The organism is Streptomyces malaysiensis subsp. samsunensis, assembly GCF_024519315.1.
GTDB lineage: Bacteria > Actinomycetota > Actinomycetes > Streptomycetales > Streptomycetaceae > Streptomyces > Streptomyces malaysiensis.
In genome coordinates this window covers 254,664-278,860 of sequence record NZ_JANIIC010000002.1, presented here as the reverse complement: position 1 = coordinate 278,860, position 24,197 = coordinate 254,664, and the positions used below count along the sequence as shown (strand labels likewise).

General features: G+C 72.6%; 20 protein-coding genes and 2 pseudogenes. 10 read left to right on the top strand and 12 right to left on the bottom strand.

Annotated features, from left to right (window positions below; translation table 11 throughout):
• Nucleotides 1–20: 20 nt before the first annotated feature.
• Together NQU54_RS02425 and NQU54_RS02420 are read right to left on the bottom strand one after the other, a co-directional pair.
• Entirely contained in the window at nt 21–779 is a 759-nt protein-coding gene (locus tag NQU54_RS02425; protein WP_257629514.1) for a DUF72 domain-containing protein, read from the bottom strand.
• Nucleotides 776–1,015, bottom strand: a complete 240-nt coding sequence (locus NQU54_RS02420) for a hypothetical protein (RefSeq protein WP_257629513.1) — start codon at nt 1,013–1,015, stop codon at nt 776–778. Before NQU54_RS02420 ends, NQU54_RS02425 begins: the two co-directional genes overlap by 4 nt.
• 126 nt (nt 1,016–1,141) lie before the next feature.
• On the opposite strand from NQU54_RS02420, the pseudogene NQU54_RS02415 reads away from it, so the two are divergent.
• Both NQU54_RS02415 and NQU54_RS02410 read left to right on the top strand, forming a co-directional pair.
• Nucleotides 1,142–1,786, top strand: a pseudogene (locus NQU54_RS02415) (phosphoribosyltransferase); the annotation flags it as partial.
• Nucleotides 1,787–1,821: 35 nt separating this feature from the next.
• Complete coding sequence (locus NQU54_RS02410; protein ID WP_039940568.1) at nt 1,822–2,091, top strand: DUF1876 domain-containing protein; 270 nt, start codon at nt 1,822–1,824, stop codon at nt 2,089–2,091.
• A gap of 94 nt (nt 2,092–2,185) precedes the next feature.
• Here NQU54_RS02410 and NQU54_RS02405 read toward each other — a convergent pair whose 3' ends face one another.
• The gene (locus NQU54_RS02405) at nt 2,186–2,596 is read right to left on the bottom strand and encodes a LysM peptidoglycan-binding domain-containing protein (RefSeq protein WP_257629512.1); all 411 of its coding nucleotides are present in this window, start codon (nt 2,594–2,596) and stop codon (nt 2,186–2,188) included.
• Between the two features lie 276 nt (nt 2,597–2,872).
• On the bottom strand, nt 2,873–3,226 hold the full coding sequence (locus tag NQU54_RS02400) for a hypothetical protein (protein ID WP_257629511.1): 354 nt from the start codon (nt 3,224–3,226) through the stop codon (nt 2,873–2,875).
• Here NQU54_RS02400 and NQU54_RS02395 point away from each other — a divergent pair.
• The 3 genes from NQU54_RS02395 (at nt 3,216) to NQU54_RS02385 (ending at nt 5,798) form a co-directional block, all read left to right on the top strand.
• On the top strand, nt 3,216–3,629 hold the full coding sequence (locus tag NQU54_RS02395) for a DUF4232 domain-containing protein (protein WP_257629510.1): 414 nt from the start codon (nt 3,216–3,218) through the stop codon (nt 3,627–3,629). The genes NQU54_RS02400 and NQU54_RS02395 overlap by 11 nt on opposite strands.
• A gap of 162 nt (nt 3,630–3,791) precedes the next feature.
• The gene (locus NQU54_RS02390; RefSeq protein WP_167505227.1) at nt 3,792–3,971 is read left to right on the top strand and encodes a hypothetical protein; all 180 of its coding nucleotides are present in this window, start codon (nt 3,792–3,794) and stop codon (nt 3,969–3,971) included.
• A 48-nt stretch (nt 3,972–4,019) separates the two neighbouring features.
• Complete coding sequence (locus NQU54_RS02385) at nt 4,020–5,798, top strand: HEXXH motif domain-containing protein (protein ID WP_257629509.1); 1,779 nt, start codon at nt 4,020–4,022, stop codon at nt 5,796–5,798.
• Between the two features lie 45 nt (nt 5,799–5,843).
• Here NQU54_RS02385 and fxsT read toward each other — a convergent pair whose 3' ends face one another.
• From fxsT to NQU54_RS02355, 6 genes are all read right to left on the bottom strand, one after another.
• Nucleotides 5,844–10,205, bottom strand: coding sequence for an FxSxx-COOH system tetratricopeptide repeat protein (gene fxsT, locus NQU54_RS02380; RefSeq protein WP_257629508.1), 4,362 nt, complete (start codon nt 10,203–10,205; stop codon nt 5,844–5,846).
• Nucleotides 10,202–11,383 carry an AAA family ATPase gene (locus tag NQU54_RS02375; protein WP_257629507.1) on the bottom strand — a complete coding sequence of 394 codons (1,182 nt, stop codon included), beginning with the start codon at nt 11,381–11,383 and terminating at the stop codon, nt 10,202–10,204. Before NQU54_RS02375 ends, fxsT begins: the two co-directional genes overlap by 4 nt.
• Nucleotides 11,380–12,876, bottom strand: a complete 1,497-nt coding sequence (locus NQU54_RS02370; RefSeq protein ID WP_257629506.1) for a VMAP-C domain-containing protein — start codon at nt 12,874–12,876, stop codon at nt 11,380–11,382. The genes NQU54_RS02375 and NQU54_RS02370 overlap by 4 nt, the downstream gene beginning before the upstream one ends.
• A gap of 369 nt (nt 12,877–13,245) precedes the next feature.
• Complete coding sequence (locus NQU54_RS02365; protein WP_257629505.1) at nt 13,246–14,511, bottom strand: phosphorylase family protein; 1,266 nt, start codon at nt 14,509–14,511, stop codon at nt 13,246–13,248.
• Nucleotides 14,512–14,619: 108 nt separating this feature from the next.
• Nucleotides 14,620–15,177: a hypothetical protein gene (locus NQU54_RS02360; protein WP_257629504.1), complete on the bottom strand. Its 558-nt coding sequence runs from the start codon at nt 15,175–15,177 to the stop codon at nt 14,620–14,622.
• Between the two features lie 66 nt (nt 15,178–15,243).
• Entirely contained in the window at nt 15,244–17,178 is a 1,935-nt protein-coding gene (locus NQU54_RS02355; protein ID WP_257629503.1) for a helix-turn-helix domain-containing protein, read from the bottom strand.
• A gap of 280 nt (nt 17,179–17,458) precedes the next feature.
• On the opposite strand from NQU54_RS02355, the gene NQU54_RS02350 reads away from it, so the two are divergent.
• Complete coding sequence (locus NQU54_RS02350) at nt 17,459–18,373, top strand: YceI family protein (RefSeq protein ID WP_257629581.1); 915 nt, start codon at nt 17,459–17,461, stop codon at nt 18,371–18,373.
• Between the two features lie 59 nt (nt 18,374–18,432).
• Here the strand turns inward: NQU54_RS02350 and NQU54_RS02345 are convergent.
• Nucleotides 18,433–18,489, bottom strand: a pseudogene (locus NQU54_RS02345) (DUF3761 domain-containing protein); the annotation flags it as partial.
• Nucleotides 18,490–18,511: 22 nt separating this feature from the next.
• Here NQU54_RS02345 and NQU54_RS02340 point away from each other — a divergent pair.
• Both NQU54_RS02340 and NQU54_RS02335 read left to right on the top strand, forming a co-directional pair.
• The gene (locus NQU54_RS02340) at nt 18,512–19,030 is read left to right on the top strand and encodes a hypothetical protein (protein WP_257629587.1); all 519 of its coding nucleotides are present in this window, start codon (nt 18,512–18,514) and stop codon (nt 19,028–19,030) included.
• Nucleotides 19,031–19,177: 147 nt separating this feature from the next.
• The gene (locus NQU54_RS02335; protein WP_093707302.1) at nt 19,178–19,666 is read left to right on the top strand and encodes a glutathione peroxidase; all 489 of its coding nucleotides are present in this window, start codon (nt 19,178–19,180) and stop codon (nt 19,664–19,666) included.
• 64 nt (nt 19,667–19,730) lie between these two features.
• Here NQU54_RS02335 and NQU54_RS02330 read toward each other — a convergent pair whose 3' ends face one another.
• On the bottom strand, nt 19,731–21,575 hold the full coding sequence (locus NQU54_RS02330; RefSeq protein ID WP_257629502.1) for a glycoside hydrolase family 9 protein: 1,845 nt from the start codon (nt 21,573–21,575) through the stop codon (nt 19,731–19,733).
• Between the two features lie 230 nt (nt 21,576–21,805).
• Between NQU54_RS02330 and sigJ the strand changes: the two genes are divergently transcribed.
• Together sigJ and NQU54_RS02320 are read left to right on the top strand one after the other, a co-directional pair.
• Nucleotides 21,806–22,696 carry an RNA polymerase sigma factor SigJ gene (gene sigJ / locus NQU54_RS02325; RefSeq protein WP_257629501.1) on the top strand — a complete coding sequence of 297 codons (891 nt, stop codon included), beginning with the start codon at nt 21,806–21,808 and terminating at the stop codon, nt 22,694–22,696.
• Between the two features lie 216 nt (nt 22,697–22,912).
• Complete coding sequence (locus tag NQU54_RS02320) at nt 22,913–24,139, top strand: glycosyltransferase (RefSeq protein WP_257629500.1); 1,227 nt, start codon at nt 22,913–22,915, stop codon at nt 24,137–24,139.
• Nucleotides 24,140–24,197: the final 58 nt, after the last annotated feature.

Below are 24,197 nucleotides of genomic sequence, written 5' to 3'. Positions count from 1 at the left end.
ACGGCGACGGGGTGCCCGCCCTACGGCGAGGGCGTGCCGCTGACCGGGCGGCCCAGGCGGTCCACGGCACGGGCGAAGACGGCCGCGTCGTGCACCGCAGCCCCGCCCGTGTCGTTGTTGAAATAGGCGTAGACCTCCGCGTCGGCCGGCCAGGTGTCCTGGATCCGCCGGGCCCAGGTGGTCAGCGCCTGGCGCCCGTAGCGCGGGGCCGGCCGGGCGAGGCCGCCGTGGAAGCGCAGATACCCCCACTCGGTGGTCCGCCACAGCGGGGTGACCGGCCGGGACCCGGAGTCGGCCCAGCACAGCGCGGCCGACCGGCGCTCCAGCACCGCGCGGATCTCCCCGGTCCACCAGGAGGTGTGGCGCGGTTCGACGGCCACCCGCGTCCCGGCGGGGAAACAGCCCAGACAGCGGTCCAGCAGCTCACCGTCGGCCCGCAGCGTGGGCGGCAGCTGGAGCAGCACCGGGCCCAGCCGGTCGCCGAGCCCGGCCGCATGGGACATCAGCCGCTCCACCGGCTCCTCCGGATCGCGCAGCCGCTTGATGTGGGTGAGGTAGCGGCTCGCCTTGAGCGCCATCACAAAGCCCTCCGGGAGGCGCCGCCGCCAGGTGGTGAACTGGTCGTACGAGGGCAGCCGGTAGAAGGCGTTGTTGCTCTCCACCGTGGCGAAGGAGCGGGTGTACTCCTCCAGCCACAGCCGCTGCGGACAGCCCTCGGGGTAGAGATCGCCGCGCCAGTCCCGGTACTGCCATCCCGAGGTGCCGACCAGGACGGTCATGCCTCGCCCGGATGCCAGGGCGGCCACTGCCCGGGGCGGTCCTCCCAGTGGACCTGGGCCGGGTCGTCGAGGTCGATATCGGGGAAGACCTGCCGCAGGCGCGGTTCGAACTCCTCCCGTTCCAGTGGTTCGCAGCCCAGACCGCGCAGCCGCACCCGCCGATAGCGGCTGTCGGCGTCGAATGACTCGACGAAGACGGGGTAACCGGACTCCTCCGGGCCGGGGGCGTTCTTCATACCTCCAGGGTGCCGGAGTCTCCGGTATCCGCACGCCCCGGGCGGCGGCCCGGGGACCGCCGGTTTGCGCACGGGCGGATCGTCGGCTTCATTCGAAGGTGAGTCCCTCAGGAGCGGGGGTGAATAATGATCTTCACCGACCGGGTGGCCGCCGGGCGGCGCCTGGGCGAGGCGCTGCGCCCCCTGGGCGAGGAGAAACCGGTCGTGCTCGGGCTGCCGCGGGGCGGGGTGCCGGTGGCCTTCGAGGTGGCCCTGGCGCTCCATGCGCCCCTTGACGTGATCATCGTCCGTAAGCTCGGCGTCCCCTACCACCGGGAGCTGGGGTTCGGCGCCATCGGCGAGGGCGGGGTACGGGTCGTCCATGAGGCGATCATCCGCATGAGCCGGGCCGACCAGGAGGACCTCGCCGAGGTGGAGCGGACCGAGCGGGAGGAGCTGGCCCGCAAGGCGCGCCGGTTCCGTCAGGGCCGCTCACGGGTCCCGGTCGAGGGCCGCACCGCGATCGTCGTGGACGACGGCATCGCGACCGGCGCCACGGCCCAGGCCGCCTGCCGGGTCGCACGTGCCCAGGGAGCCGCGCGGGTGGTCCTCGCCGTGCCGGTGGCGCCGCCGGACGCGGTCACCACGCTGCGCGAGGACGCGGACGAGGTGGTGGCCCTCTCCACCCCCTCGGACTTCGCGGCGGTGGGGGAGTGGTACCAGGACTTCTCCCAGACCACGGACGACGAGGTGGTGGAGTTGCTGTCCCGGTCGACCGGAGAGGCGGGCGAGGCGCATCCTGGAAGGTAACGCAGGAGGTGAGCGCGATGGAGACGATCGTGGGATGCGACATACAGATGGAGTTCCGTGAGATCGGCCCGCTGACCGAAGCGGTCGTCCGGCTGAGAATGCACGACGGTACGGAGATGCTGGCCCAGGGCCGTGCCAACCGCAACCCCGACGACCCGGCACAGCCGAGGGTCGGCGAGGAGATCGCGGCGGCGCGGGCGCTGAGCAATCTGGCGCACCGGCTGATCGGCAAGGCGGGCGGCGACATCGAGGAAGTCACCCATTCCAAGGCACATTTGGTGATGTAAGGCCGTTGAGGCGAAGGAGCGTCCGCCGCGGTGGTCCACCGCGGGCGGAGGCTCCTGTGCGTGCTCCTGTGTGTGTCCCGGGCTCCCGGCGCGTTCAGTGGTCCCCGAGGGTGAGCCGCTGGCCGGGGCGGATCAGGTCCGGGTCGGCGCCGATGACCTGGCGGTTGACCTCGTAGAGCCGCTCCCAGCCGCCCGTCACGTTCTTGGCGTCGGCGATCCCGGAGAGGGTGTCACCGCGGACGACGGTGTACGACCCGGTCTGAGGCTGGGCCTTGGCCGGGGGCTCGGGCACGGCTCTGGGGGCGATGAGGAGCGGCTGGGCCTTGGCGCCCGTGACGGAGGTGACGGCCGGGGTGGCGGAGGTGGGCGCGGGCGCTGAGGCGGCGTTCGCCTGGCCGATGCCGATGAGCGGCAGGGCGACGCCGGCGCCGCCCGCGGTGATCGCGAGCGAGGTGCGGGAGACCCGGTGGGGCCGGGGCCGGCGATGACGTCCGCGTGCGGCCATGGAGTCCTTCTTCCTGCCCTGGTATGGCAATTGGCGAGTGCGATGGCTGCCGAACAGTAATCCCACGGTTCTGGCGGGGACAAGGCGTTCGGATGTTTGCGGTAGAGAATCCAATGTGAGGAATTTGAGCGCCGACGCGATCAATGTGCCCCGGACATAAGAGCCTTCGCGTGGGGAAGGGAAACCGGAGGGGAGGAATGTGGGGGAGGCACCGGGGCACTCGAGCTCGGGGCCGATGCCCCCGCAGACGGCTGACCTCGGGAGGTCGCTCATGAGTCAACGGAACGGTTCGGCTCGGCGCACGACGACATCGCGGTCCCGCTCGCTCCGGCCGCCGGTCTTATGCGCGCTGCTGGTCGGCGCGCTGGCCACGGTCACCGCGTGCGGCAGCGACACCGGGGGCGGGGACTCCGCGCAGCGCGCCTCGTCCGCCTCCTCCGCCGCACCACCCTCCGCTCCCTCGGCTGCCTCTTCCGGCTCCTCCGACTCCTCCGACTCCTCCGGCGGCGGGTCCTCCCGGAACGAGCGGCCTTCGTCGCAGACCGCGCAGTCCCCTCCGCCCTCGGCGCACCGGGCCCCCTCGGACGGGTCCTCCGCGCGGCCCGAAGCCGCGTCCGGTGTGCGCCGCATCTGTTCCAAGGCACAGTTGACGCTGTCGGCCGGCCGGATGGACATGGGCGCCGGCAATGTGTATCTGCCGCTGGTGTTCACCAACAAGGGCTCCACGACCTGCACGCTCACCGGATATCCCGGTGTCTCGCTGCGCGATTCCGGGGGCGCCGGGATCGGCGCCCCCGCCACCCGGCGCGGCCCCACGCGGTCCACGGTCTCCCTGCCGCCCGGCGGCCGCGCCTCCGCCGCCCTGCACACGCTCAACGAGGGCACGACCGACACCCCGTGCCGGCGCACCGCCGAGCGGATCCGGGTCTATCCGCCGGATTCCTTCGACGCGATGAACGTCTCGGTGCGGTCGTTCCGGGTGTGCGGAGGCGTCTTCGAGGTCGAGGCGATGCGATCCGGAACGGGCGGATGACACCGACATATCGGGGCGCTCCTTCACGAGTCGAAGTGACCGAAAATCTTGACAAGGCGCGCGCCGACTGGCCGTGTTCACCCTTTCGCAATCAAAAGGGGTAGGCCACCATGGGGATGCCGCATATGAGCCGGTAGGGAGCGTCCGGAGGGGGACCGTGTCATGGAGCGAGTCGCGACCGAGGTCGAGACGGAGCTGCTGGACCTTTCGGGGACGACGCTCGAAGATCTCGAGCGGTACGAAGGGCTTTCCGCGGTGACGGAGCGGCTGCTCGACATCGTCCAGCGACCACCGATGGTCGGGGGTAACATGTCGCAGTCCCAGGAAACGTGTGTGAGTTAGGCGGCTATGACGTCCTCCACCGGGCGGGGTCCTAACCATCGTTTATCGGTGGAGTCTTTCGCCGAGTTGGCGCTGGGTTCGGGCGGCTCCTCGGCCGTGGCCGAACTGAGGTCGGGGCAGCGCAGCCGGACCATGCTGCTGCTGCGCGCCCTGGTGGACATGGCCTCCGCCCACCCCGGCCTGCCCGGCCCGCTTCCCCCGCCCCGGGACGCCTGGCGGCTGCTGGTCCGGGCCGAGCACCGCTCCCCGGCCGCCGTGGAAAGGCTGCTGCTGCACCCTCCCGTGGGCGTGTGGCTCCACCGCTGTCTGCGCAGGCTGCGCGGTCTGGAATCGGAGGACGGGCCGCTGTGGAGTGCGGTGGGTTATCTGCATGCCATGGCCGCCTCGGCGGCTCTTCTCGCCGGAATCGACTTTCGCGGCGCCGTTCCGGTGCGCGAGGGCGGGGTGATATTGCCGGCCCTGGGATTCGCCCGCATTCCGGACACGACCGATGTCGCCGAGGTCGTCATGAGCGGGCAGAAAGCGGTGGTGTTATCCGGCCCGCATTCGGTGACACTGCCCGCCGACTTCTCCGAGGACGCTCCCGATTGGCACGGTCTGCGGCGACTTCGCGGCGAACACCGGGGGATCGTCTGCTCACCCCTTGTCGATGACATCGATCCCTATCGCGACTTTCTCCGGATCCGGGGCCCGGAGCGGCTCGGCGCCGAAGAGCGGCAAGGCTGGCGGGAGCGATTCGACAATGCGTGGCGGCTGGTCGCGGAGCAGCGCCAGGTGGACCCGCGGGGAATCGGCGCCTGCCTGGTTTCCGTCGTGCCCGTGCCGTACACCGCCTGGCCCGAACCGTTCAGCGCCTCATCGCCCGAGGCATACGGCTGTGTGCTGCTCAACGGGGCCACCGACCCGCTGACCCTCGCCGCCGCGCTGGTGCACGAGGCCCAGCACATCAAACTCAGCGCCCTGATGGACCTGGTGCCCCTGATCGAAGGGGGTCTGGAGGAGGTCCACTACGCGCCCTGGCGGCTGGATCCCCGACCGCTGCGGGGACTCCTTCAAGGGGTGTACGCGTTCCTGGGCGTGACCGGATTCTGGTGGGACCGACTGCGGCGCGCCGAGACCGGCCCGGCCCGGAACACCGCCGCGTTCGAGTTCGCCCTGCGCCGGGCGCAGACCGCCTCGGGGCTGCGTACGCTCCTCATCCATGCCGAACTGACGCCCAGGGGCAAGGAGTTCCTCCGGGGGCTGGAGAAAAGGCTGGCCGAGTGGCTCGAGCAGCCGGTGCCCTCCGTACCCGGGCAGCTCGCCTCCGATCTGATCGAGGACCACCGGCTCGTCCACCGCATGCGGCACCTCGCGACGGAACCGGAGCGGACCGCCCAGTGGGCGTGGGCCTGGCGGGAGCGGACCGACCCTCCTCGGGAGCTGCCCGGGACCTCGGTCCGGCCCACTCGCCCCGAGGCGCTGGCGCGCCCCGCGCTCGCCCGGCTCCGGCTCAGGGATCCGGCGGGGTTCGCCCGGCTGCGCGAGGGCGGGGGAGCGGGGCTGCCCGGGGGCGGTGCCGCCCCCGACCGGGTCGACCTCGACTGGGCCGCGGGGGACGCCGCGGCCGCTCTGCGGGGCTACCGGGCCCGCCTGGAAGCGGACCCGGACGACATCGCGGCATGGGCGGGGCTCGCGCTCAGCCTGCCGGATGGCGTGGCCAGGACGACGCTGCTGAACCACCCCGAACTGGCCGTGGCCGTCCACCGGGAGCTGCGCACCGCACCGGGCAGGGGTCCCGATCCGGTGGCTCTGGCACGGTGGATCGGGACGCGTGGACGCGGCTGAACGGCGCGTGGCGCGGGCCCCGCGACCGGCGAGGTGGACGGCGGTTCAGATGGAGATCGACTCCGCGTCGCAGTCCGCCCGGATGCCCCGGGCCGCCGCGACCGTCGCCGGGTGGTTGGCCGTCAGCACCCGGCGCAGCCGGCCGAGCGCGTCCTGGTGCAGCTCCTCCGCCCGCCTGCTCTCGCCCAGCGCGCGCAGATCGCCCGACAGATTGAGCGCACACGCGAGCGTGGTGGGGTGGTCCTCACCGAGCCGGGAGCGGCAGGCCGCCAGGGTCTCGACGTCCAGGTCGTGGGCCTCCTGGTAGTCCGCGAGGGTGTAGTGGTCGCTGGCCATGTTGATGGCACAGGCCAGCGTCATGGGATGGTCGGCCGCCAGCCGCTCGACGAGGACCGGCAGCGTCTCCCTGTTCAGCGCGAGCGCCTCATCCGTCTCGCCCAGCAGCCGCAGCGTCACGGCGAGGTCGATCGCCGCGCCCAGGGTCGCCGGATGCTGTTCTCCCAGCAGGACGCGCATCTCGTCGACGCATTTCCGGCCGAGCTCACGGGCGCCCTCAAGATCGGCGGTCTGCCGCAGATCCATCGAGAGGGCCAGGGCCGTGACGGTGATGTGGAGGTTGGGCTCGGTGTAGCGCAGCCGGTAGCGCTCCAGCACCTCCCGGCTGAGGCTCAGGGCGCCCTCGTGGTCGCCTGCTTTACGACGCGCCACGGCCAGATTGCGCAGGGCGAAGACCCCGATGGGCGCGTTGGGCGGGAGCAGTTGGCGGGCGCGGGCACAGGTCTGCTCCAGCATGTCGCGGGCGGTCAGGTAGTCCCCGCCCTCGCGGATGTCGATGGTGAGGTTGGCCTCCACCAGGAGAGTGGGCTGGGCGTCCTCGCCGAGCACCAGACCGGCGGTGCGCCGGGCGCCCTCGTCCAGCCGCCGGGCCTGCTCGTAGTCCCCCGCCGCGCGCAGTGCCACGGCGTAGTCGATCGTTGCTCCGATGGAGTACGGATCCTCGTCCCCGAAGAGCCGCAGGGTCCTTTCCCAGCGCTCCTTCTCCATCTGCACATATCGCGCGTAGTCGCCCTGGTAGCGGCTGTCGACGGCGACCGCGCCCTGCATCATCAGGGTGCTCTCGTGGTCGTCGCCGTCCTTGGCGCGCTGGAGCTCCAGCGTCCGGCGGTTGAGCTCCCATGCCTCCTGGAAGTGGCCGAGCACGGTCAGGGCATGGCCCAGGGTCCGGGAGACGGCCAGCGTCTCCGCGCTGTCCTCGCCGAGCGTCGCCACCCATTCCCGGCGCACCTGGGTACCGAGCTCCAGCGCACCGTCGTGGTCCCCCCAGGCGTAGAGGAAGCGGACCAGATTCCGCACCATCTGCCGCACCCACTTGTCGTCGCACTCCATCGCGCGCGACGCCCGGACATGGGAGAGGAGGTCGGCGTACCGCCCCCAGTTCGCGGGGGCCACATCGTTGGGGTCACCGACGGCCAGCAGTACATGGGCGCTGTGCCGCATGTCCGCCTGCTGCTGGGTGGACATCTGGCCGATCAGCACGGCCTGCACCAGCCGGTGCATCTGGATCGTGTTGCTGCGGTGATTGATCTTGATCAGGGCGTAGCGGTTGATCTCACGGATCGCGTGACCGAGTCTGATCGGGTCCTGGAGCACCTCCGACAGCTCGGGGGAGAGGGAGACCCCGCGCACGCCCGAGAACAGCCGCCGGGAGATCGGCTCGGGCGCGAAGAACGAGCACATCTGGAGGAGTTGGAGCGCACCGGGATGGGTTTCGGCCAGCCGCCGCAGCGACATGTTCCAGGCGGCGGCGACCGGTTCCGGATAGTCCACCGGAACGCCCGCCGCCAGCAGCTCATTGCGGCGGGTGGAGACATCGGCCCGCTCGTCCTCGAAGACCTGGAGGTACTCGTCGACCGGCATACCGGTCTCGGTGAGCCATGCCGCCGCCTGCTCGATGGCCAGCGGAAGGTCCCCCAGGGCGTCGGCGACCCGGTCGGCCTGATCGTCCGGCAGCTCCGGCCCCCGGCGGCGCAACAGCTCGATGCTCTCCTCCCGTTCGAAGACATCCACTTCGACGGTGCGGGCGGCGCGCGACCACTGTGCGTTCCTCGAGGTGACCAGGATCCGGCCCGGTCCGCCCGCGGGGAAGAACGGACGCACCGTGTCCAGTTCCTCGGCGTTGTCGAAGACCAGCAGCCAGTTGCGGCACGGGCGCCCGGTGCGGAGGGCGTCGAGCACACTGGGCACGGCCGTGTTGGCCTCCATGCCCGCGCGCAGCCCCAGCCGGTCGGCGAGCTGGACCAGCGCCTGACGGATCTGCTCGGGGCGTTCCGCCGGGATCCACCACACCGCGTCGTAGTCGGCGGCATGCTGATGGACGTACTCCAGTGCGATCTGTGACTTGCCCACTCCGCCGAGCCCGTGCAGGGCCTCGGGCAGCACGGCGGCGGTCCCTTCGGCCTTCAGCCGCTCGTGGAGAATGTCGAGCAACGTCTGCCGCCCGGTGAAGTTATTGTTCCGGGGCGGTACGTTTCCCCAGATGGCGGGGGGTTCTCCGGGCCGGCGCTCCTCCGCGGCGGGCAGGGACCGGGCAGCGGTCACGGACACGAATGTTCCTCTCAGGTGCTCCCCCGCCGGGCCCGGCGTGCCGTGCGCCGGCGGAGATGGTGAATCGTCGGCCTGGGACAGCGGGTCGGATCGGGGAGTCGTGGAATCATTCATGGCCGCAACCGCCTCAGAGTCCACATATCTTCCCCTGTGTGATGCGTCTTCAACTGGATCAGGGACGCTTTCCCCCGAGCGGGCGAGCGCCTGATGGGCCAGGACCAGGGCGCGAAAGGAGCGCGCACCCTCCAGGTACGGACCGGAGAGCGACTGGTAGACCTGTTCCTGAAGGCGGATGTACGGAAGCAGGCGTTCCGTCCGGGGAAGGTCCCGCACCGACCCCGAGGGGTGGTTGAGCAGATCGCGCAGCATCAGCAGCGGTTTCCAGCGGCGCCCCAGCCGGTCCAGAACGCTGCCCAGGATGTACAGCGACTCGTCCCGCATCCCGGCGGACAGCAGCAGTTCCCGCACCCCGTCATGGAATTCATACCCTATGCCCGTTTCATCCAGCGGGTCGGCGGTCGCCACCTTGCGCAGCAGCCCGCCCAGCAGGACCTCGGCCAGATCGCTCGGGTTGCCCTCCGGCTGGTGGATCCCCTGCACGAACTCCATCACGGGAATGTTCAACGGGGCCGCGGCAAGCCGGGACGCCAGCCGGAAGGCGCTCGGCGAGGCGGTGGCGCGGAACCGGAAGACGCGGTCCCAGGCGCTCGGTTCGGGCTCGGGCTCCCAGCGCTCGGCGGGGACCCCGGGCAGCAGCGCCATCGTGTCCTCGCCGCGCACCGACGGCCGGGCCACCAGCCGCGCCCAGTTGGCCATCCACCGCGCGTCCAGCTCCAGCACCGGGACCGGTGGCGCGCCGTCCGGCCAGGAGCCGCCGTCCGCCGGCCGCCAGGTGCCGTTGGGGGCGCCCGGTTCGGGGACCCGTACCCGCACCCGCTCCGGCGCCACTCCGGTGTGATGCCAACGGCCCTGGCGTAAAACGTGCAGCACCGCGACCGAGGCGTGCCGCGCCCAGAGGGCCAGCGCGCGCTGGGCGCTCTCATCGGCCCAGGCCGCGCCGATGCCGTCGGTCAGCACCAGCACCGTCCGCTTGCCGCGCGGCGGCATCGCCTCGATCGGCGACCGGTCCTCGGGTAACGGATGGTCGGTGTTCACCCGGTGCACCCGCACATTCCGGAAGGCGCCGGTGCGTTGCAACACGGTGACCAGGTGCTCGGCCGTCCGCCGCCACACCACCATCGAACTGCCGCAGTCCACCACCAGGACGGCGTCCATCCAGCGTTCGCGCACCGGCACACAGTGGGGCACCCACAGCCCGTCGCGCGCCGCGTGCTCGGCCGTGGCCTCCTCGTCGATCTCCGTCTCGACCGGCGAGGGCGAGGTGCGCTTCAGCGGCCGCAGCGCCCGGGACAGGGCCCGTTCGGGCAGCGGCGGCTCGGCGACGGACTGCCTGCGCGCGGGTGCGAAGGTTTCCATGACGGTCGCCGGCTCCGCCGCACCGGGCGGTGCGGGCACACCGGCCACCTCCACGGGGAGGGGCGGCTCGGCGACGTCGGGCCCATCCCCGGACCCAGGCGCCGGGCGCTCCGCCTCGGGGCCCGGCGGAGGCGCGTCGGACGGCTCGTCACCGGGCGGCGGGGCGTCCGCCTCCGGTGTCCCGGGGAGGGGGCCGGGGTCCTGCCGCCCCGGGCCACGGTCCGTCTCGGCCTTGCAGACCGCCAGCCACATGGCGTCGGCGAGCTGCCGCCAGTCGAGGTCCCGTGGGCCGGGCCCGGCGGGCCTGCCGCCTGGGTCATGTGTCATGTCGAGCCCGCTGCGCTGTCCAGCCGATGCCAGACGGCGTGCAGTAGCTCCTCCCACTCGGGCCCGGGGACGTGTGACTGGGACGTCACCAGATACACCGCGTTGAGCAACTGGTCGGCGGCGAGCCCGCCTTCGCGCTCGCTGCGCTCGAGGAACATCTGGATCAGCTCCCGGGCACGCGGATTGTCGGCCCGTCCCAGATGCGCGGCCACGATCGCCGCGAGCCGGTCCGCGTCGGGGTCGGGCAGCCGGAGCTGGAGACAGCGCCGCAGGAACGCGGGCGGGAACTCCCGTTCGCCGTTGCTGGTGATGACGACGATGGGGAAGGCGCGGCAGCGCACCCGCCCCGAGGCGATGACGGTACCGCGCTCCGGATCGTCGGTGAGGACCGAGACGGCCGGGCGGCGTCTCCGGATGCGCACCAGCTCGGGAATGGAGTACTCGCCGGCCTCGAAGATGTCGAGGAGGTCATTGGGCAGATCGATATCGCTCTTGTCGAATTCGTCGATGAGCAGGACACGCGGCAGACGGTGCGGGAGCATCGCCGTGCCCAGCGGGCCGAGTTGGAGGAAGTCGCCGATGTCCTCCGGTCCGGGTTCGTGCGTGTCCCCCTCCGACGCCTGGCCGGCCGCGGCGGCGTGCACACGGCCGACGGCATCGTAGCCGTAAAGACCGGACCGCAAAGTCGAGCGCGTCGTGATCGGCCAGCGCAGCACCCGGCCGAGGCCCAACTCCCGGCTGATGCGGTACGCCAGCGTCGACTTGCCGGTGCCCGGGCGGCCCGTCACCAGAAGGGGGCGCCTGAGGATCAGCGCCGCGTTGACGAGATCCGCCTCCTCGGGGTCGGAGCGCACCCCCAGGGGAGCCGCGCCCAGCCGCCGGGCTGTGTCCTGCTCGTCCTCCGGCGGCGCCGGGGGCTCGGTCGGGGTGTCGTCCGGATCCGGTAACGCGCCGGGCCGCTCGTCGCCGTCCACCGGGCAGGCCGAGACCCCGCCGAAGGTGCGCCACGGGGGCGGCGGCGGAAGGATCTCCTCCAGGCTCACATCGTGGAGCGGGCGCCCGGTGCCCTGGTAGATCCACCAGGGGCGCGGAATCGAGGACGGCAGGGCGGGCGAGGCGGAACCCGGGTCCTGGTGGACCCGGCCGTTGTGGCGCCGCGCAGGCTCTTCCTCGGTCATCGAGCACCAACCCCCTCGTCCGGGCCCGTCATGCGCCCTTCCGGTTCCACGGGTCGGGTCGGGTCGTCCCAAACGAGCACCACATGCTGCCCGAGATGTTGCTCCCACTCCGCGGAGTCGAACGAATGGGCGTCCAGACGTAACTCTGTCACGGCTTCGCGGAGGCGTGCCAGGCTCCCGCTGGCCTCGGCCTGTTTTCGTCTGAGTTGTCGCATGAAGCCGGGGTCCCGTGTGGTCCGGCCGTCCCAGGCGACCACCGGGATCCCGGCCCGCCACGCGGTCCACGCCTCCGAGGTGCCCTCGCGGGTGGCGCCCGGGGGCGAGTTCAGGACCAGCGCGACCACCTGTGGGTCGGCTTTGAGCCGGGCCAGCAGGGCGGTGGGGTCCCCGGAGCGCGGGCTGTCCGGGTCCTCGCCGTCCACGACGAGCTGCTTGGCGCGCTCGGGATACTGGTCGAAGAAGTTCCAGCGCTGCTTCCACTCGCGGTGCCAGCGCCTGGTCCTGCTCCGCTCCAAGCTCCGTACGACCACCGGATGGTCCATGTAGAGCGGGGTGGGCAACTCGCTGTCGAGCTCCAGGCGCCAGCGGTGCACCGGCAGATTCAGGTCATCCGCGTCCAGCATGAATTCGACGTGGATCTCCCGGGCGTCGCCCCACTCCTCGGCCGCCTCGTAGACCAGCGTCTGGACCGCACGCTCCGCGGTCTCCGTGGTGACCTGGGTGATCGGGCCGCGGGCCGGATGCCAGCCGGTGGGGTCGTAATTGTGCCAGGACGAGAGCTCGTAGCACCCGGCCTCCTCCTGCGGCAGCAGCCGGATCACCAGATAGGCGTCCACCGGGCCGACCGGGGCGGCATGCCCCACCTGCTGCCGCAGCGACCGCAGCTGGGGTGTCAGCCCCAGCTCCCGGGCCTGCTCATCGGCCCATTCGCGCAGCGCGTCGGCCCGGTGCAGCGGGCGCGCCGCCGCCGCGAGGTACTCCACGAGGGCGAGCTGCGGCGGCAGCCCGCCCGGCTGCGCGTTCATCCGGCTCAGCACCTCGAAGGCGTGCCAGGGGCTGGTGACCGCGGGGACGTCCTGGAGCGGGCCCGCGGCCGAACGGCACAACTGGCCCAACTGCTCGATCTCCAGCTCCTCCAGCAGCGACCGCAGCTTCGCGGTGGCGACCTCGGACAGGGCCGGACGGGCCGTCATCTGCTCCATGACCGAGTCGAGGCGCCGCATGGCGTCCTCGTCGGCCGAGGCCAACACCGCGAGGGACGCGCGTAGCGCGTGCATGATCCGCAGGTTTTGCAGGCATTCGTGGGCCAGTTCCGCCAGGAAGTAGTCGGTCACCCGGTGGGCGCGCACGGGGACACTGGTCATCTCCAGCTCCATGGCGACCAGATCCAGACACAGCGCGCGCAGGTCCGGATCCGTCAGACAGCGGAATTCCTTCAACGCCGTGACGAGGTTGCCGACCGATTTCAGGCCACCGGTCCCCATGGCCGTCATGCAATGCCCTCCCCCGAGGCCGCATCACCGGTCCCCGCCGCCGGTGATCCCGCCGGAGACCCTGCCATACGCGGGCAGCACCCGCCCGGTCTCCGGGACAACTTGTATGCCCCGCAAGCCTCCCCTGACACCCCGGGGCGAGGAAGCCCCCGACATCGTTTTCCGCCCCGGCGGGCCCCGCCGCGGTGGGGACATCTCCCGGCGGTGCACCGGGGCGCATGCGCCCGTGAGCGGAGGGCCGTCCTCCTCAGGGGCCCACCTGGTCGATTCCGGCGATCATGCGGCAAGGGCGCCCTCCCGGGGCGGCCCGGGGTCCGGCGGCGGGACGGCACGGGGCCGACGCACGGCGGGGCCGGAGGGTGAGCAGGGTCACTCCAATCCGAACTCCTCGACCCGCCGGGCGAATTCGGCGGCGGCCGGATCGTCCGGGGCGAGCACCGCGACCACCTCCGCCAGCTCTCCCATCGCGCGCCGCGCCTCGCAGGTGCGCAGCAGCGACAGGGCCTCCGCCCGGCCGGCCGACTGACGGCTCACCGCGGTGCCCACGGTGGGCAGCTCATCGAGCAGCTGCTGCCAGCGCGCCGGGGAGGTCATTCCGGACACGGCCAGCAGCGTCTCCGCGAGGACGCCGAGGTCACGGACCGTCAGCCGCCGCCGGGGGCGGCCGGGCACCGCACCGGCGGCGAGGGACCGCGTACTGGCGGAGAGGGCGGGCGTACCGGCGGAGAGGGCGGGCGTACCTGCGGCGGGGGCGGGCTCATCGGCGGCGAGGGTGGGCGTATCGGTGAAGAGGGCCGACGCTTCGGCGGCGGATGCCCGCGCCCCGGCGGCCCGCGGCCGGTCCGCCGGGGCGTCCGCCGCCACCGGCATCCGGCCGATCAGTTCGAAGGCGAAGGCGGCCGCGTGCCGGGAGGCCACGGGCTGCCAGCGCTCGTCATGCGCCTCGCCCTTGTCCCCGAGCAGATCCGAGATGCCGCGGATCACCAGCGCGTCCAGCTGCTGATTGACATACGCGCCCGCGAGGAAGCCGAAACCCTCCATGTCCACCGCGAGCGCGTCACCCGCGCCGGCGGTGAGCCTGAGCCCGACGTCCGAGCGGTGGTGCGCCACCACCCGGCCGCCCGCCGCGAGCGGCTTCACATGGGCGTTGGGGCGCGGTGCGTCGTCCCCCGGGCGGATCCGCAGCTGCCACGCGTCGCCCACCGTCACCAGCCGGGCCAGCTGCACCAGGCCGTAAGCGGACTGATGGGTCTTCTGCCGGGGCAGGAACCCCGACTCGGTGTCCTTGCCGGTCTCGTAGTCGTACACCGCGTCGGCGGCCACCACATCGCCCAGCGCGACGTCCTTGACGCCGCCCGCGACCCCTACGAACAGCAGCGCCCGGGGCGCGAAGAGCGCCGCGGCGCGCTCGACCGAGGCCGCGGCGCCCGGATTCCCCGGGCCCGTCATATGGATGGCGACCGTCCGCTCGGCGGACCCGTCCCGGAACACGCCCAGCTCGAACAGCGCGCCCCGCTCCGCACGGACCGGGCGCGGATCCTCCAGATGGGCCCGGACCGCCCGGTACTCGACCTCGAGCGCGGTCAGGACCACCACATCGGCCCGCGCCGTATCCCCATTGCCACCAGCGCCCACGGATCCCCCCTAGGACAGCCTCTGCCGACACCTTACGGACCTGACGCGGCGGATCCGAGGCCCTGAGGGAAACCGCATGAGCTTCATGCGTCAGGGCCGCTTCATGCGTCAGGGCCGCCGTAAGTCCGCGTACAGCACGATCTGCACCGCCAGTACGGAGATCAGCACCACCTCCGCCACCGACACCGCCAGCAGCACCGCCCGCACCGGCTCCGTCGTCCAGTACACGATGAGCGCGGCCGTCGGCGCCACCGTGAACAGCAGCAGGTCGGCCGCGAGCTGGAGCCGCTTGCGGGAGATCCGGCGGCCGTCGTCGCGGTGGGCCCGCTCCCAGCCGAACACCGCCGGCCGGCCCGGGACGAGCGCCGTCAGCCGGGGCCCCAGATCCTCCCGGACATACCGTCCGATGGCCGATATCTTCTCGTCGTTGACCAGATACGCCCAGCCCAGCAGCGCCGACGCCGGAGGCAGCAGCAACAGCAGCTCCGGACGTCCACGGCTCTGGAGGGAGAAGGTGATGATGGCCGCCATCGCGGCGAGCGTCGCGTAGAGCAGATTGTCCCGGAACCCGATCCGCGCCCGCTGCTCCTCCTTGACCTGCTCGTACTCCAGGATCAGCAGTCTCCCCGTGACCGCATCGCCCTCGGCGCTGTTGTCTCGCGTCACCGTCGCCCCCTCCACGGCCCATGACCGGCTCCCCTGCGACCGGCCCCCTGGTGACTGTTTCCGCCCCTACGCCTGGTCCATTCCGTACGCCCGCAACTTCCGGTACAGCGTGGCCCGGCCGATGCCCAGGGACTCGGCGGCCCGCGCCTTGTTGTCCCCGTGGCGGCGCAGCGCCTCCAGGATCGCCGTGCGCTCCGCCCGTTCCATCCCGCTCAGCCGGCGGGTGGCCGGAGGCACCCGCAGTCCGTACGGCAGCTCCTCGCGCCGCACCGGCCCGGTGGCACGGCGGCGCTCGGCCACCTCCCGTACGACATGGGCGAGTTCGGCGACATTGCCCGGCCAGGTGTGCTGCTCCAGCGCCCGGCGCGCGTCCAGGCTCCAGGTCAGCGGGGGACGTCCGGGGGAGGGGTGCCCGGTGAAGGCCGTCAGCAGCGCCGGGATGTCGTCGACGCGTTCACGCAGCGGCGGCAGCGCCACCGACCGGGCCGAGAGGATGTCAAGCAGCCGGCTCAGACACGGGCCGGTCGGCGCACCCGGGGTGTGCGTCGCCACCAGCGGCACCGCGGGCCGCCGCTCCAGCAGCGAGAGCAGCGCGGCCACATCGGACTGGCCCAGCCGCTCGGCGTGGCGCAGCAGCAGCGGCGCTGCGCCGCCCTGCCCCTCCGCGAGCGCGTGGCACCAGCGCGGGACCTCGCCGGGCACCTGCTCGGCGGCGTCGACCACATGCGGCGCGGTCGAGCCCCGCAGGGTGAGCAGGGCGCGGGCCAGCGCGGTCTTGCCCACGCCCGCCTCGCCGATCAGCAGCAGCGGCTCCGCGGACCGCGCCAGCTCCGTCGCTCCGGAGACCGCCAGCCGCCAGGGCCGGGAGGTGCCCACGAGCCCCGGGAGCCGGTCGTGCCCATGGCGCTCCGCCGCCCGCGCCCGCCGGGCCGCCGGGCATACCGTGGCGACGGCCCCGATGACCTCGCCCCCGTGCGTCAGGCGTGACATCCGTACGGTGAGCCCGGCGCCGTCCGGCACGGCGAACTCCTCCGGTGCCGCGATCGCCTCCGGCGTCGCGGTGTGTGCGCCCTCGGGCCCGGCGCTCTCCTCCGGCGCCGCGCTGCGAGGGCCCTCCGGCCCGGTGTTCTCCTCCGGTGTTCCGGTGCGCGCGCCTTCCGGCCCGGCGTTCTCCTCCGGCGCCCCGGCGCGTGCGCCCTCCGGCCCGGTGTCCGCGTCCCTGACGAGGGCCGTGGCCCGCCGTTCCAGCCGCGTCAGCGTCTCGTGCGACAGCAGCCGCGCGGCCTCCGGGCTGACGAGGCGGCTGCTGCCGTCGAGCGCCACCACGGCGGCCCCGTCGGCCCGCTGACGCAGATACGCGTCGAGCAGCAGCCGCTCCGGCGGGCGGGCCCGGCCCAGCAGCTCCGTCTCGACGGCGTGCGCGGTGGCCTCGGCGATGGCCGCGCCCGGATGCGCGGTGCGGTCCTCGGCCAGCGGGGCCACCACGGTGACGGCGCCGGCCGGGCGGCCCGCCGCCGGCTCGTACAGCGGAACGCTGACCGCCGACACCTCCTGCCACAGGTCCAGGAAGTGCTCCGGGCCGTGCACTTCGGCCCGGCGTCCGGTGCGCAGCGCGAGCGCGGCGCTGTTGTGCCCGACCGCCTTCTCCGACAGATCGACCCCGGCCACATCGGCGGACGTGCCCGCGTAACGGCCGCCGCCCGACCACAGCGCCCGGCAGCGGGAGTCGACCAGCACCAGCCCCATCCCACCGCTCAGCGTGGGCGCCACGCGGTCCAGTGCGGGGCGCGCCGCGGCCAGCAGTGGTGGGTCCACGGGCGGCCGCACCCTCGGCGGGGCGGTCAGATCGCGCGGTACGCCGAAGAACCGCGCCCGCCGCCAGGCTTGGGCGAGGTCCTCGGGGACCCCGTCGCCCGGCGGCCGTCCGCCGAGGAACCGGTCCCGCGCGCGGCGCAGCGACGAAAGGGCCGGACCGGCGGGGGTGTCATCGATGCTCGTCACAACCCCTCCACCGTATACGCCGGCGCTGTTTCGAAATGAGACACCTCGGGGTCCGGGTTCTGGATCAAGATCATCAATGGCCGATCGCCGATCGCCGGGAGCACATCGGCTTCCGCCACCCCGAAGTCTCCCCGCATGCGGGGGAGTTGCTGATCGGGGCGCTACGGAAGATCCTTGGCCACGGCTGACACCCACCCCCCCGGCGTCCGGAGCTCAACGTGGGGCTTCATCATGGACGCGCCCCCCCATCCCCAGAGAAACCGTTAGTGAGATGACTGCAATGCCCCTCGCACTGCTCCGGCGCATGCGCACCAAGCGTCCGGACCGCGGATCAGGACTCAGGATGCCCCTGCCCGTGGGCGCCGGAGCCTTCAGCTGCGAGGTCCTGGACCCGGTGGGCCAGGCCCTGGGCGGCGTGGAGGTCACCGTCACCGAGACGCGTGGCGCCGCCCGTACGGTGGCCAGGGCCACCACCGACCCGCATGGACTCTTCCTCGCCACGCTCGAACCGGGGCAGTACACCGTGCTGCTCACCGGCAGCGGTCTCCAGCCCAAGCGCCTCACCATCGACATCGCCCACGGCCAGTGCGAACCGGCCCGCCGGGTGCAGATGGACCCCTCCCAGCAGCTGGAGCTCCCCCCGCCCGGCACCTGGCTGTTCGACCCGCCGCACACCGCCATCCGATTCATCGCCCGCCACGTCGGCATGGCCAATGTGCATGGCCGCTTCACCCGCTTCCGGGGCGGCATCCACATCGCCGAGCGGATGGAGGACTCCCGCGTCGAGGTCGTCATCGACGCATCCAGCATCAACACCGGCAACAACACCCGTGACGCCCACCTGCGCTCGGCCGACTTCCTCGACGTCGACAACTTTCCCGAGATCCACTTCGCCAGCAACCGCTTCATCTGGCGCAGCGGACCCAAGTGGACCCTCCAGGGCCCCCTCACCATGCACGGCGTCAGCCGCTCGGTGTCCCTGGACACCACCTACCTCGGCGCCGTCAACGGCGGCTATGAGCAGGAACTGCGCTGCGCCGCCCTCGCCACCGCGGAACTCCACCGCGAGGACTACACCCTGAACTGGCGCAATATGCTCGCCCGTGGCATCGCCGTGGTCGGCCCCACGGTCAAGCTGGAACTCGACATCCAGGCGATGTACCGCAACCACGACACACCGACGCCGCCCGAATAGGCCGCTACCGGGCAGGTGAACGGGGCGGGCCCGGTGGCCCGCCCCGTCGCCGTATCAGATCACCTGTAGAAGACGGCGACGCCACCGTGGTGCGAGCACGCGCCCTGGTGGTGGGCGGCGTAGGAGTAGGTGCCGTCGTTGCAGAGCGCGGTGGCCCCGCTGCTCGATCCGCCCGTGCTGCTGGACGATCCGCCGGACGACGAGCCGGATGACGACCCGCCGGACGACCCGCCCGACGACGAGCCGCCGCCCCCGGAGCCCCCCGATGACGACCCGCCGGATGAGGTGCCGCCGCCGGACGACGTGCCGCCGGATGACGTGCTGCCACCACCGGTGGAGGAGGACGAGCCGTCCTCACCGCTCTTCTTCGCCTTGGGCGAAGCCTTCGGCTTCGCGGTGACGGTCTTGGTGACCGTCACGGTGGGTGCCGGTTCGGCCGTGTGCTTCACCGGGGCGGGCTTGGCCGTGACGGTGACCGTCACCTTGGGCGTGGGCTTGTCGCCGTCGGCCGACTTCGTGTCGCCCTGGGCCGACCCTATGCCGACGCCGGCGAAGAGCAGGACGGCCGCGACCGGGACGGCGACGCGCTTGCGTGCCCATCCGGGGCGTCTCGGCGCCGGTGATGGCTGGTTATTCCAGGACATGGTCCCCCCTTGAGTGATACGTGAGGACCCGACCTTAACGGCGCTGGTTGAAAAGTGAAGAGGTTGTGTGCGCTCGGTGTTCATATTGTGATCCGCCGTCATGGGCCCATGAGCGCATAGATTTGGACTCACCCACCGAACGACGAAAGCGGTTGATCCCATGAGCCTGTACGACATCCCCCTGCGCACCCTCACCGGCGAGCCGACCTCCCTCGGGGAGCACCGGGGCGCGGCGCTGCTGGTGGTCAACGTGGCGTCCAAGTGCGGTCTCACCCCGCAGTACGAGGGACTGGAGCGGCTGCACCAGCGCTATGCCGGGCGCGGGTTCACCGTGCTGGGGGTTCCGTGCAACCAGTTCGCGGGGCAGGAGCCGGGGACGGGCGAGGAGATCCAGACGTTCTGCTCGACGACCTACGGGGTGACCTTCCCGCTGCTGGAGAAGACCGATGTCAACGGCGACCAGCGGCATCCGCTCTACACCGAGCTGACGCGGACGCCGGACGCACAGGGCGAGGCGGGGGATGTGCAGTGGAACTTCGAGAAGTTCCTCATCTCGCCGGAGGGCGAGGTCGTGGGCCGGTTCCGGCCGCGGACCGAGCCGGAGGCGGACGAGGTCGTCGCCGCGGTCGAGGCGCAACTGCCGCGCTGAGGTGATGTGACGGCGGGCGAGGGATCCGTGCCCCTCGCCCGCCGACCCAGGACCGCCCGCCGATTCAGCCGCGTTCGGCCGCGAACGCGGCCAGCCACGCCAGCGGCGCGTTCCAGTTGATCGCCACCTCATTGGTGGAGTACGAGCCGATGTCGTCGATGTAGCACGCCGCGGGCGCGCAGCCCTGGAGCTTCTCCACCGCCACCGGGTCCTGGAGCCCCGCGTTGGCGCCGCCCGCGATCGATCCGGCGGGCGGGTTCGGCAGCGAGGCGTCGTACTGGTGCGCCCAGAAGCGGTGGTGCTGGTTCTGCGAGGCGCGGTCGCCGTAGCCGGTGACGTACGACTGGCCGAGCGCGTTGCGGCCGAGCAGATAGTCCAGCGTCTCCAGCGCCCCGGTGCGGTAGCGCCGCTGCTCGGTGAGCTCGTAGGCGACGGCCATGACCGTCCCGTTGTTGGCCACCTGGCCGTTGGAGCCCCACACATAGCCGTCCGACGGCAGCGGCACCGCATAGCCCTGGCCGGCCATCCGGCTCAGCTGAGCGTCGGCGGCCGAGACCACCGAGGCGCGGACGCGGGCGAGGTCGGCGGCGGGCAGGCCGTTGGGGACGGTGGCCAGGACGAGCCGCCCGAGGGCCCCGGTGGCCTGCCAGCTGAAGCCGAACGGGCTGAACACATCGCTCGCGGTCTGGTACGGCGAGGAGGTGACCGCGTCCCGGTACCGCGCCTCCCCGGTGGTCGCGTACAGCTCCGCCGCCGCCCAGTAGAACTCGTCGCCCACCTCGCTGTCGTCGTACGCCCCGCCGCCGGTGGAGTCGGAGCCCGGCGCGAGCACATCGGGGTTCGCCTGCGCGGCGGCCCAGGCGCGGCGTGCGGAGTCCAGGCAGCGGGCGGCGAAGGCGGCGTCGTACGGGGCGTAGACCCGGGCGCACTGCGCCGCCGCGGCGGCCAGGTTGAGCGTGGCGGCGGTGGACGGCGCGTGCAGCTCACGCGGCTCGGCGTCCTGCTCCGGCCGGGTGGGCAGCCCGGTCCAGGCGGCGTCATGGACCTTGTGGAAGGCCATGCCCGCCCGCGGCTTGCCCTCCGGGATCTGCATGCGCATCAGGAACTCCAGCTCCCAGCGCGCCTCGTCCAGCACATCGGGGACCCGGTTGCCGCGCTCGGGGACGCGCAGCGTGGAGTCCCCGAGCGCGGCCGCGTGCCCCGTACGCTTGGCGCGCTCGAAGGAGTTGACCAGCTGCCAGACCGCGAGCCCGCCGTTGACCACGTATTTGCCCTGGTCACCGGCGTCGTACCAGCCGCCGCGGACATCCTGGGCGTAGTCGCACACCCCGCTGACACAGGGCACGGTGGTGTCGCCCTGGTTGGGGGCGGCGCCCAGATGGCCCGCCGGGCGCGCGTAGGCCGCACCGGCCAGCGACGCCTCGATGGGGATACCGCTGCGCTGCTGGTAGAAGAAGGACATCGAGTCCGCGCGCAGCCCGTCGTAGAGGTTCGCGCGGATGTCGAACGGGTGGCTGGTGCGCCCGTCCACGGTGAGCGTGTAGCCGGTGCCCGTCCGCTGGTACGAGGAGAAGTCCACGAGGTGCGCCGACTGCCCGGAGGCGGCGTCCGCGCCCCGTACGGCGGTGGTGCCCGAGGCGGCGGTGCGGCCCGCCGCGTCGCGCAGCCGCCAGGGCAGGGCGGTGGTGCTCGGGCTCACGACGGTGGCGCGTTTGGGGCCGTCCGGCAGATATCCCAGCTGGTTGACCTGGACGGCGGACGGCGCGGCCGAGGCGCCGGGGGAGGTGTGGGCGGTGGCCGTGGAAGCCGCGGGGGCGGACGGGGTGGCGATCAGCAGCAGGGCGCCGGTCAGTAGCGCGGTGGCGGTCCGCGCACCGCGCGGACGGCGGGGTAATTGGGGCAGAGGCATGACGGAACCTTCCAGAAGGGGCGGACTGGGCGGACGTGGGCGAGCGTGGGCGTGGGAGATATGGGAGCGCTCCCAATTTATGTAATGATCTGATCGCAGTGCGTCAAGGGACTGGACGGGTGCGCGGGCCCGCACAGGCCGTTCCGTCCCCTCCGTCACATCGCACCCGGCCCATCCGTCAGCACGGTGTGGCCCGCGACGGTGTGGTCCGTGACAAGGGGATGTGACCGATGAACGAGAACCAGCTTCTGGCGGAGGGCTTCGAGGCCCACCGCGGCCATCTGCGGGCGGTGGCCTACCGCATGCTCGGCTCGCTGAGCGAGGCGGACGACGCCGTCCAGGAGGCATGGCTGAGGCTCAGTCGCTCCGACACCGGCGCGGTGCGGAACCTGGGCGGCTGGCTCACCACCGTCGTCGGCCGGGTCTGCCTGGACATGCTGCGCTCGCGCACCGCCCGGCGCGAGGAGCCGCTGGGGGTGCGCCTCCCCGACCCGGTCATCAGCGGTGAAGGCGGGCCCGGCCCCGAGGACCAGGCGCTGCTCGCCGACTCGGTCGGCCTCGCCCTGCTGGTCGTGCTCGAGACGCTGGCCCCGGCGGAACGGCTGGCCTTCGTGCTGCACGACCTGTTCGCCGTGCCGTTCGAGGAGATCGCCCCCATCGTGGACCGCACCCCGGCCGCCGCCCGTCAGCTCGCCAGCCGCGCCCGCCGCCGGGTCCGGGGAGCGGCTCCGGTCCCCGACGCGGACCTGGCCCGGCAGCGCGAGGTCGTCGACGCCTTCCTCGCCGCCGCGCGCGACGGCGACTTCGACGGCCTGATCGCCGTGCTCGACCCGGACGTCGTCCTGCGCGCCGACTACGGCCCCGCCCCCGCCCGCGCCCCCCGCGAGGTGCACGGCGCGGCGGCCGTCGCGGACCAGGCGCTCACCTTCTCCCGCCTCAGCGGTACGGACCTCCGCTCCCGCCCCGCACTCGTCAACGGCGCCGTGGGCGTGGTCAGCTTCCGGGAGGGGCGGCCGTTCTCGGTGCTGGCGTTCACGGTCACCGACGGCCGGATCGTCGCGGTCGACATCCTGGCCGACCCCGGCCGTCTGAGCGGACTCGACCTGACGGATCTGGACTGACCCCGCCGGTCTGGACTGACCCCGCCGGTCTGGACTGACCCCGCCGGTCCGACTCGGGGCCGGGTGGATCGCCCGGGGCAGAAACGGCGAAGGCAGGGAGATCCACTCCCTGCCACTCTCAACCTATAGCGCACCGGGGGGCTTGCGGCAAGGCCCCGGGTATCCCTCAGGATGGGCGGCCGAGGACAGAACCTGGGGATATGGGGGATTCGCTACATGCGTGTGGTGTTGTCGACATGGGGATCGCGCGGGGACGTGGAACCGCTGGCGGGACTCGCGGTGCGGCTGCGGGAACTCGGCGCGGAGGCGCGGGTGTGCGCGCCGCCGGACGAGGAGTTCGCGGCGCTGCTGGCCCGGGCCGGCGTGGAGTTGGTGCCGCTCGGCCCGACGGTGCGCTCGGTGGTGACCGGCGAGAGGCCGCCGTCGGCGGCGGACGCGTTCCGGCTCGCGCCCGAGCTGGTCGCCGCGCGGTTCGACACACTCACCGCCGCGGCCGAAGGGTGCGATGTGCTCCTTGCGACCGGCCTGATGCCGGCCGGCGCACGCTCGGTGGCGGAGAAACTGGGCATCCGCTACGTGTTCGCGTGCTTCCATCCGTTCGGACTGCCGTCGCGGCACTTCCCCCCGGGGGCCCGGCCGGGCACGCCGCCCCCGCGGGAGGAGACCGATCTCAAGGTGCTGTGGGAGCAGGACGACCAGCGCGTGAACGCGTTGTACGGCGAGGCGGAAAACGGCCATCGGGCGGCGATCGGCCTGCCACCGCTGAAGAGCGTCCGTGACCATGTCCTCACCGATCGGCCGTGGCTGGCTGCGGATCCGGTCCTGGGCCCGTGGCAGGAGATGACGGAACTCGACCTCGTGCAGACCGGGGCGTGGTTCCTGCCGGACGAACGCCCGCTCCCGGATGAGCTGGAGGCGTTCCTGGACGCCGGCGCACCGCCGGTGTACGTGGGCTTCGGCAGCATGGCCATGCGCACCTCGAAGGACCTCGCCCGGGTGGCCATCGAGGCGGTCCGGGCGCAGGGCCACCGAGTCCTCCTGGCCCCCGGCTGGGCCGACCTGGCTCCGATCGACGACCGGGACGACTGCCTCGTGGTCGGCGAGGTGAACCATCAGGCACTGTTCGCCCGGGTGGCCGCCGTCGTGCACCACGGCGGCGCGGGCACCACGACGACGGCCGCTCGGGCCGGCGCGCCCCAGGTGGTGGTCCCCCAGATCGCGGACCAGCCGCGCTGGGCCGCCCGGGTGGCCCAGCTGGGCATCGGCGCGGCACACGACGGTCGGACGCCGACCTTCGACTCCCTGTCGGCCGCGCTGAGAACGGCCCTGACACCCGAGACCCGAGCACAGGCGAGGGGCGTGGCGGGCACGATGCGCACCGACGGGACGACGGTGGCCGCGAAACTGCTCCTCGACTCCTCGGCGTCTCCGCCTCGCGGATGAGGGACGACACCCTCGGCGGCGAAACCCCCTCGCGGCCACCGGCGTTCGACCCGGCCCA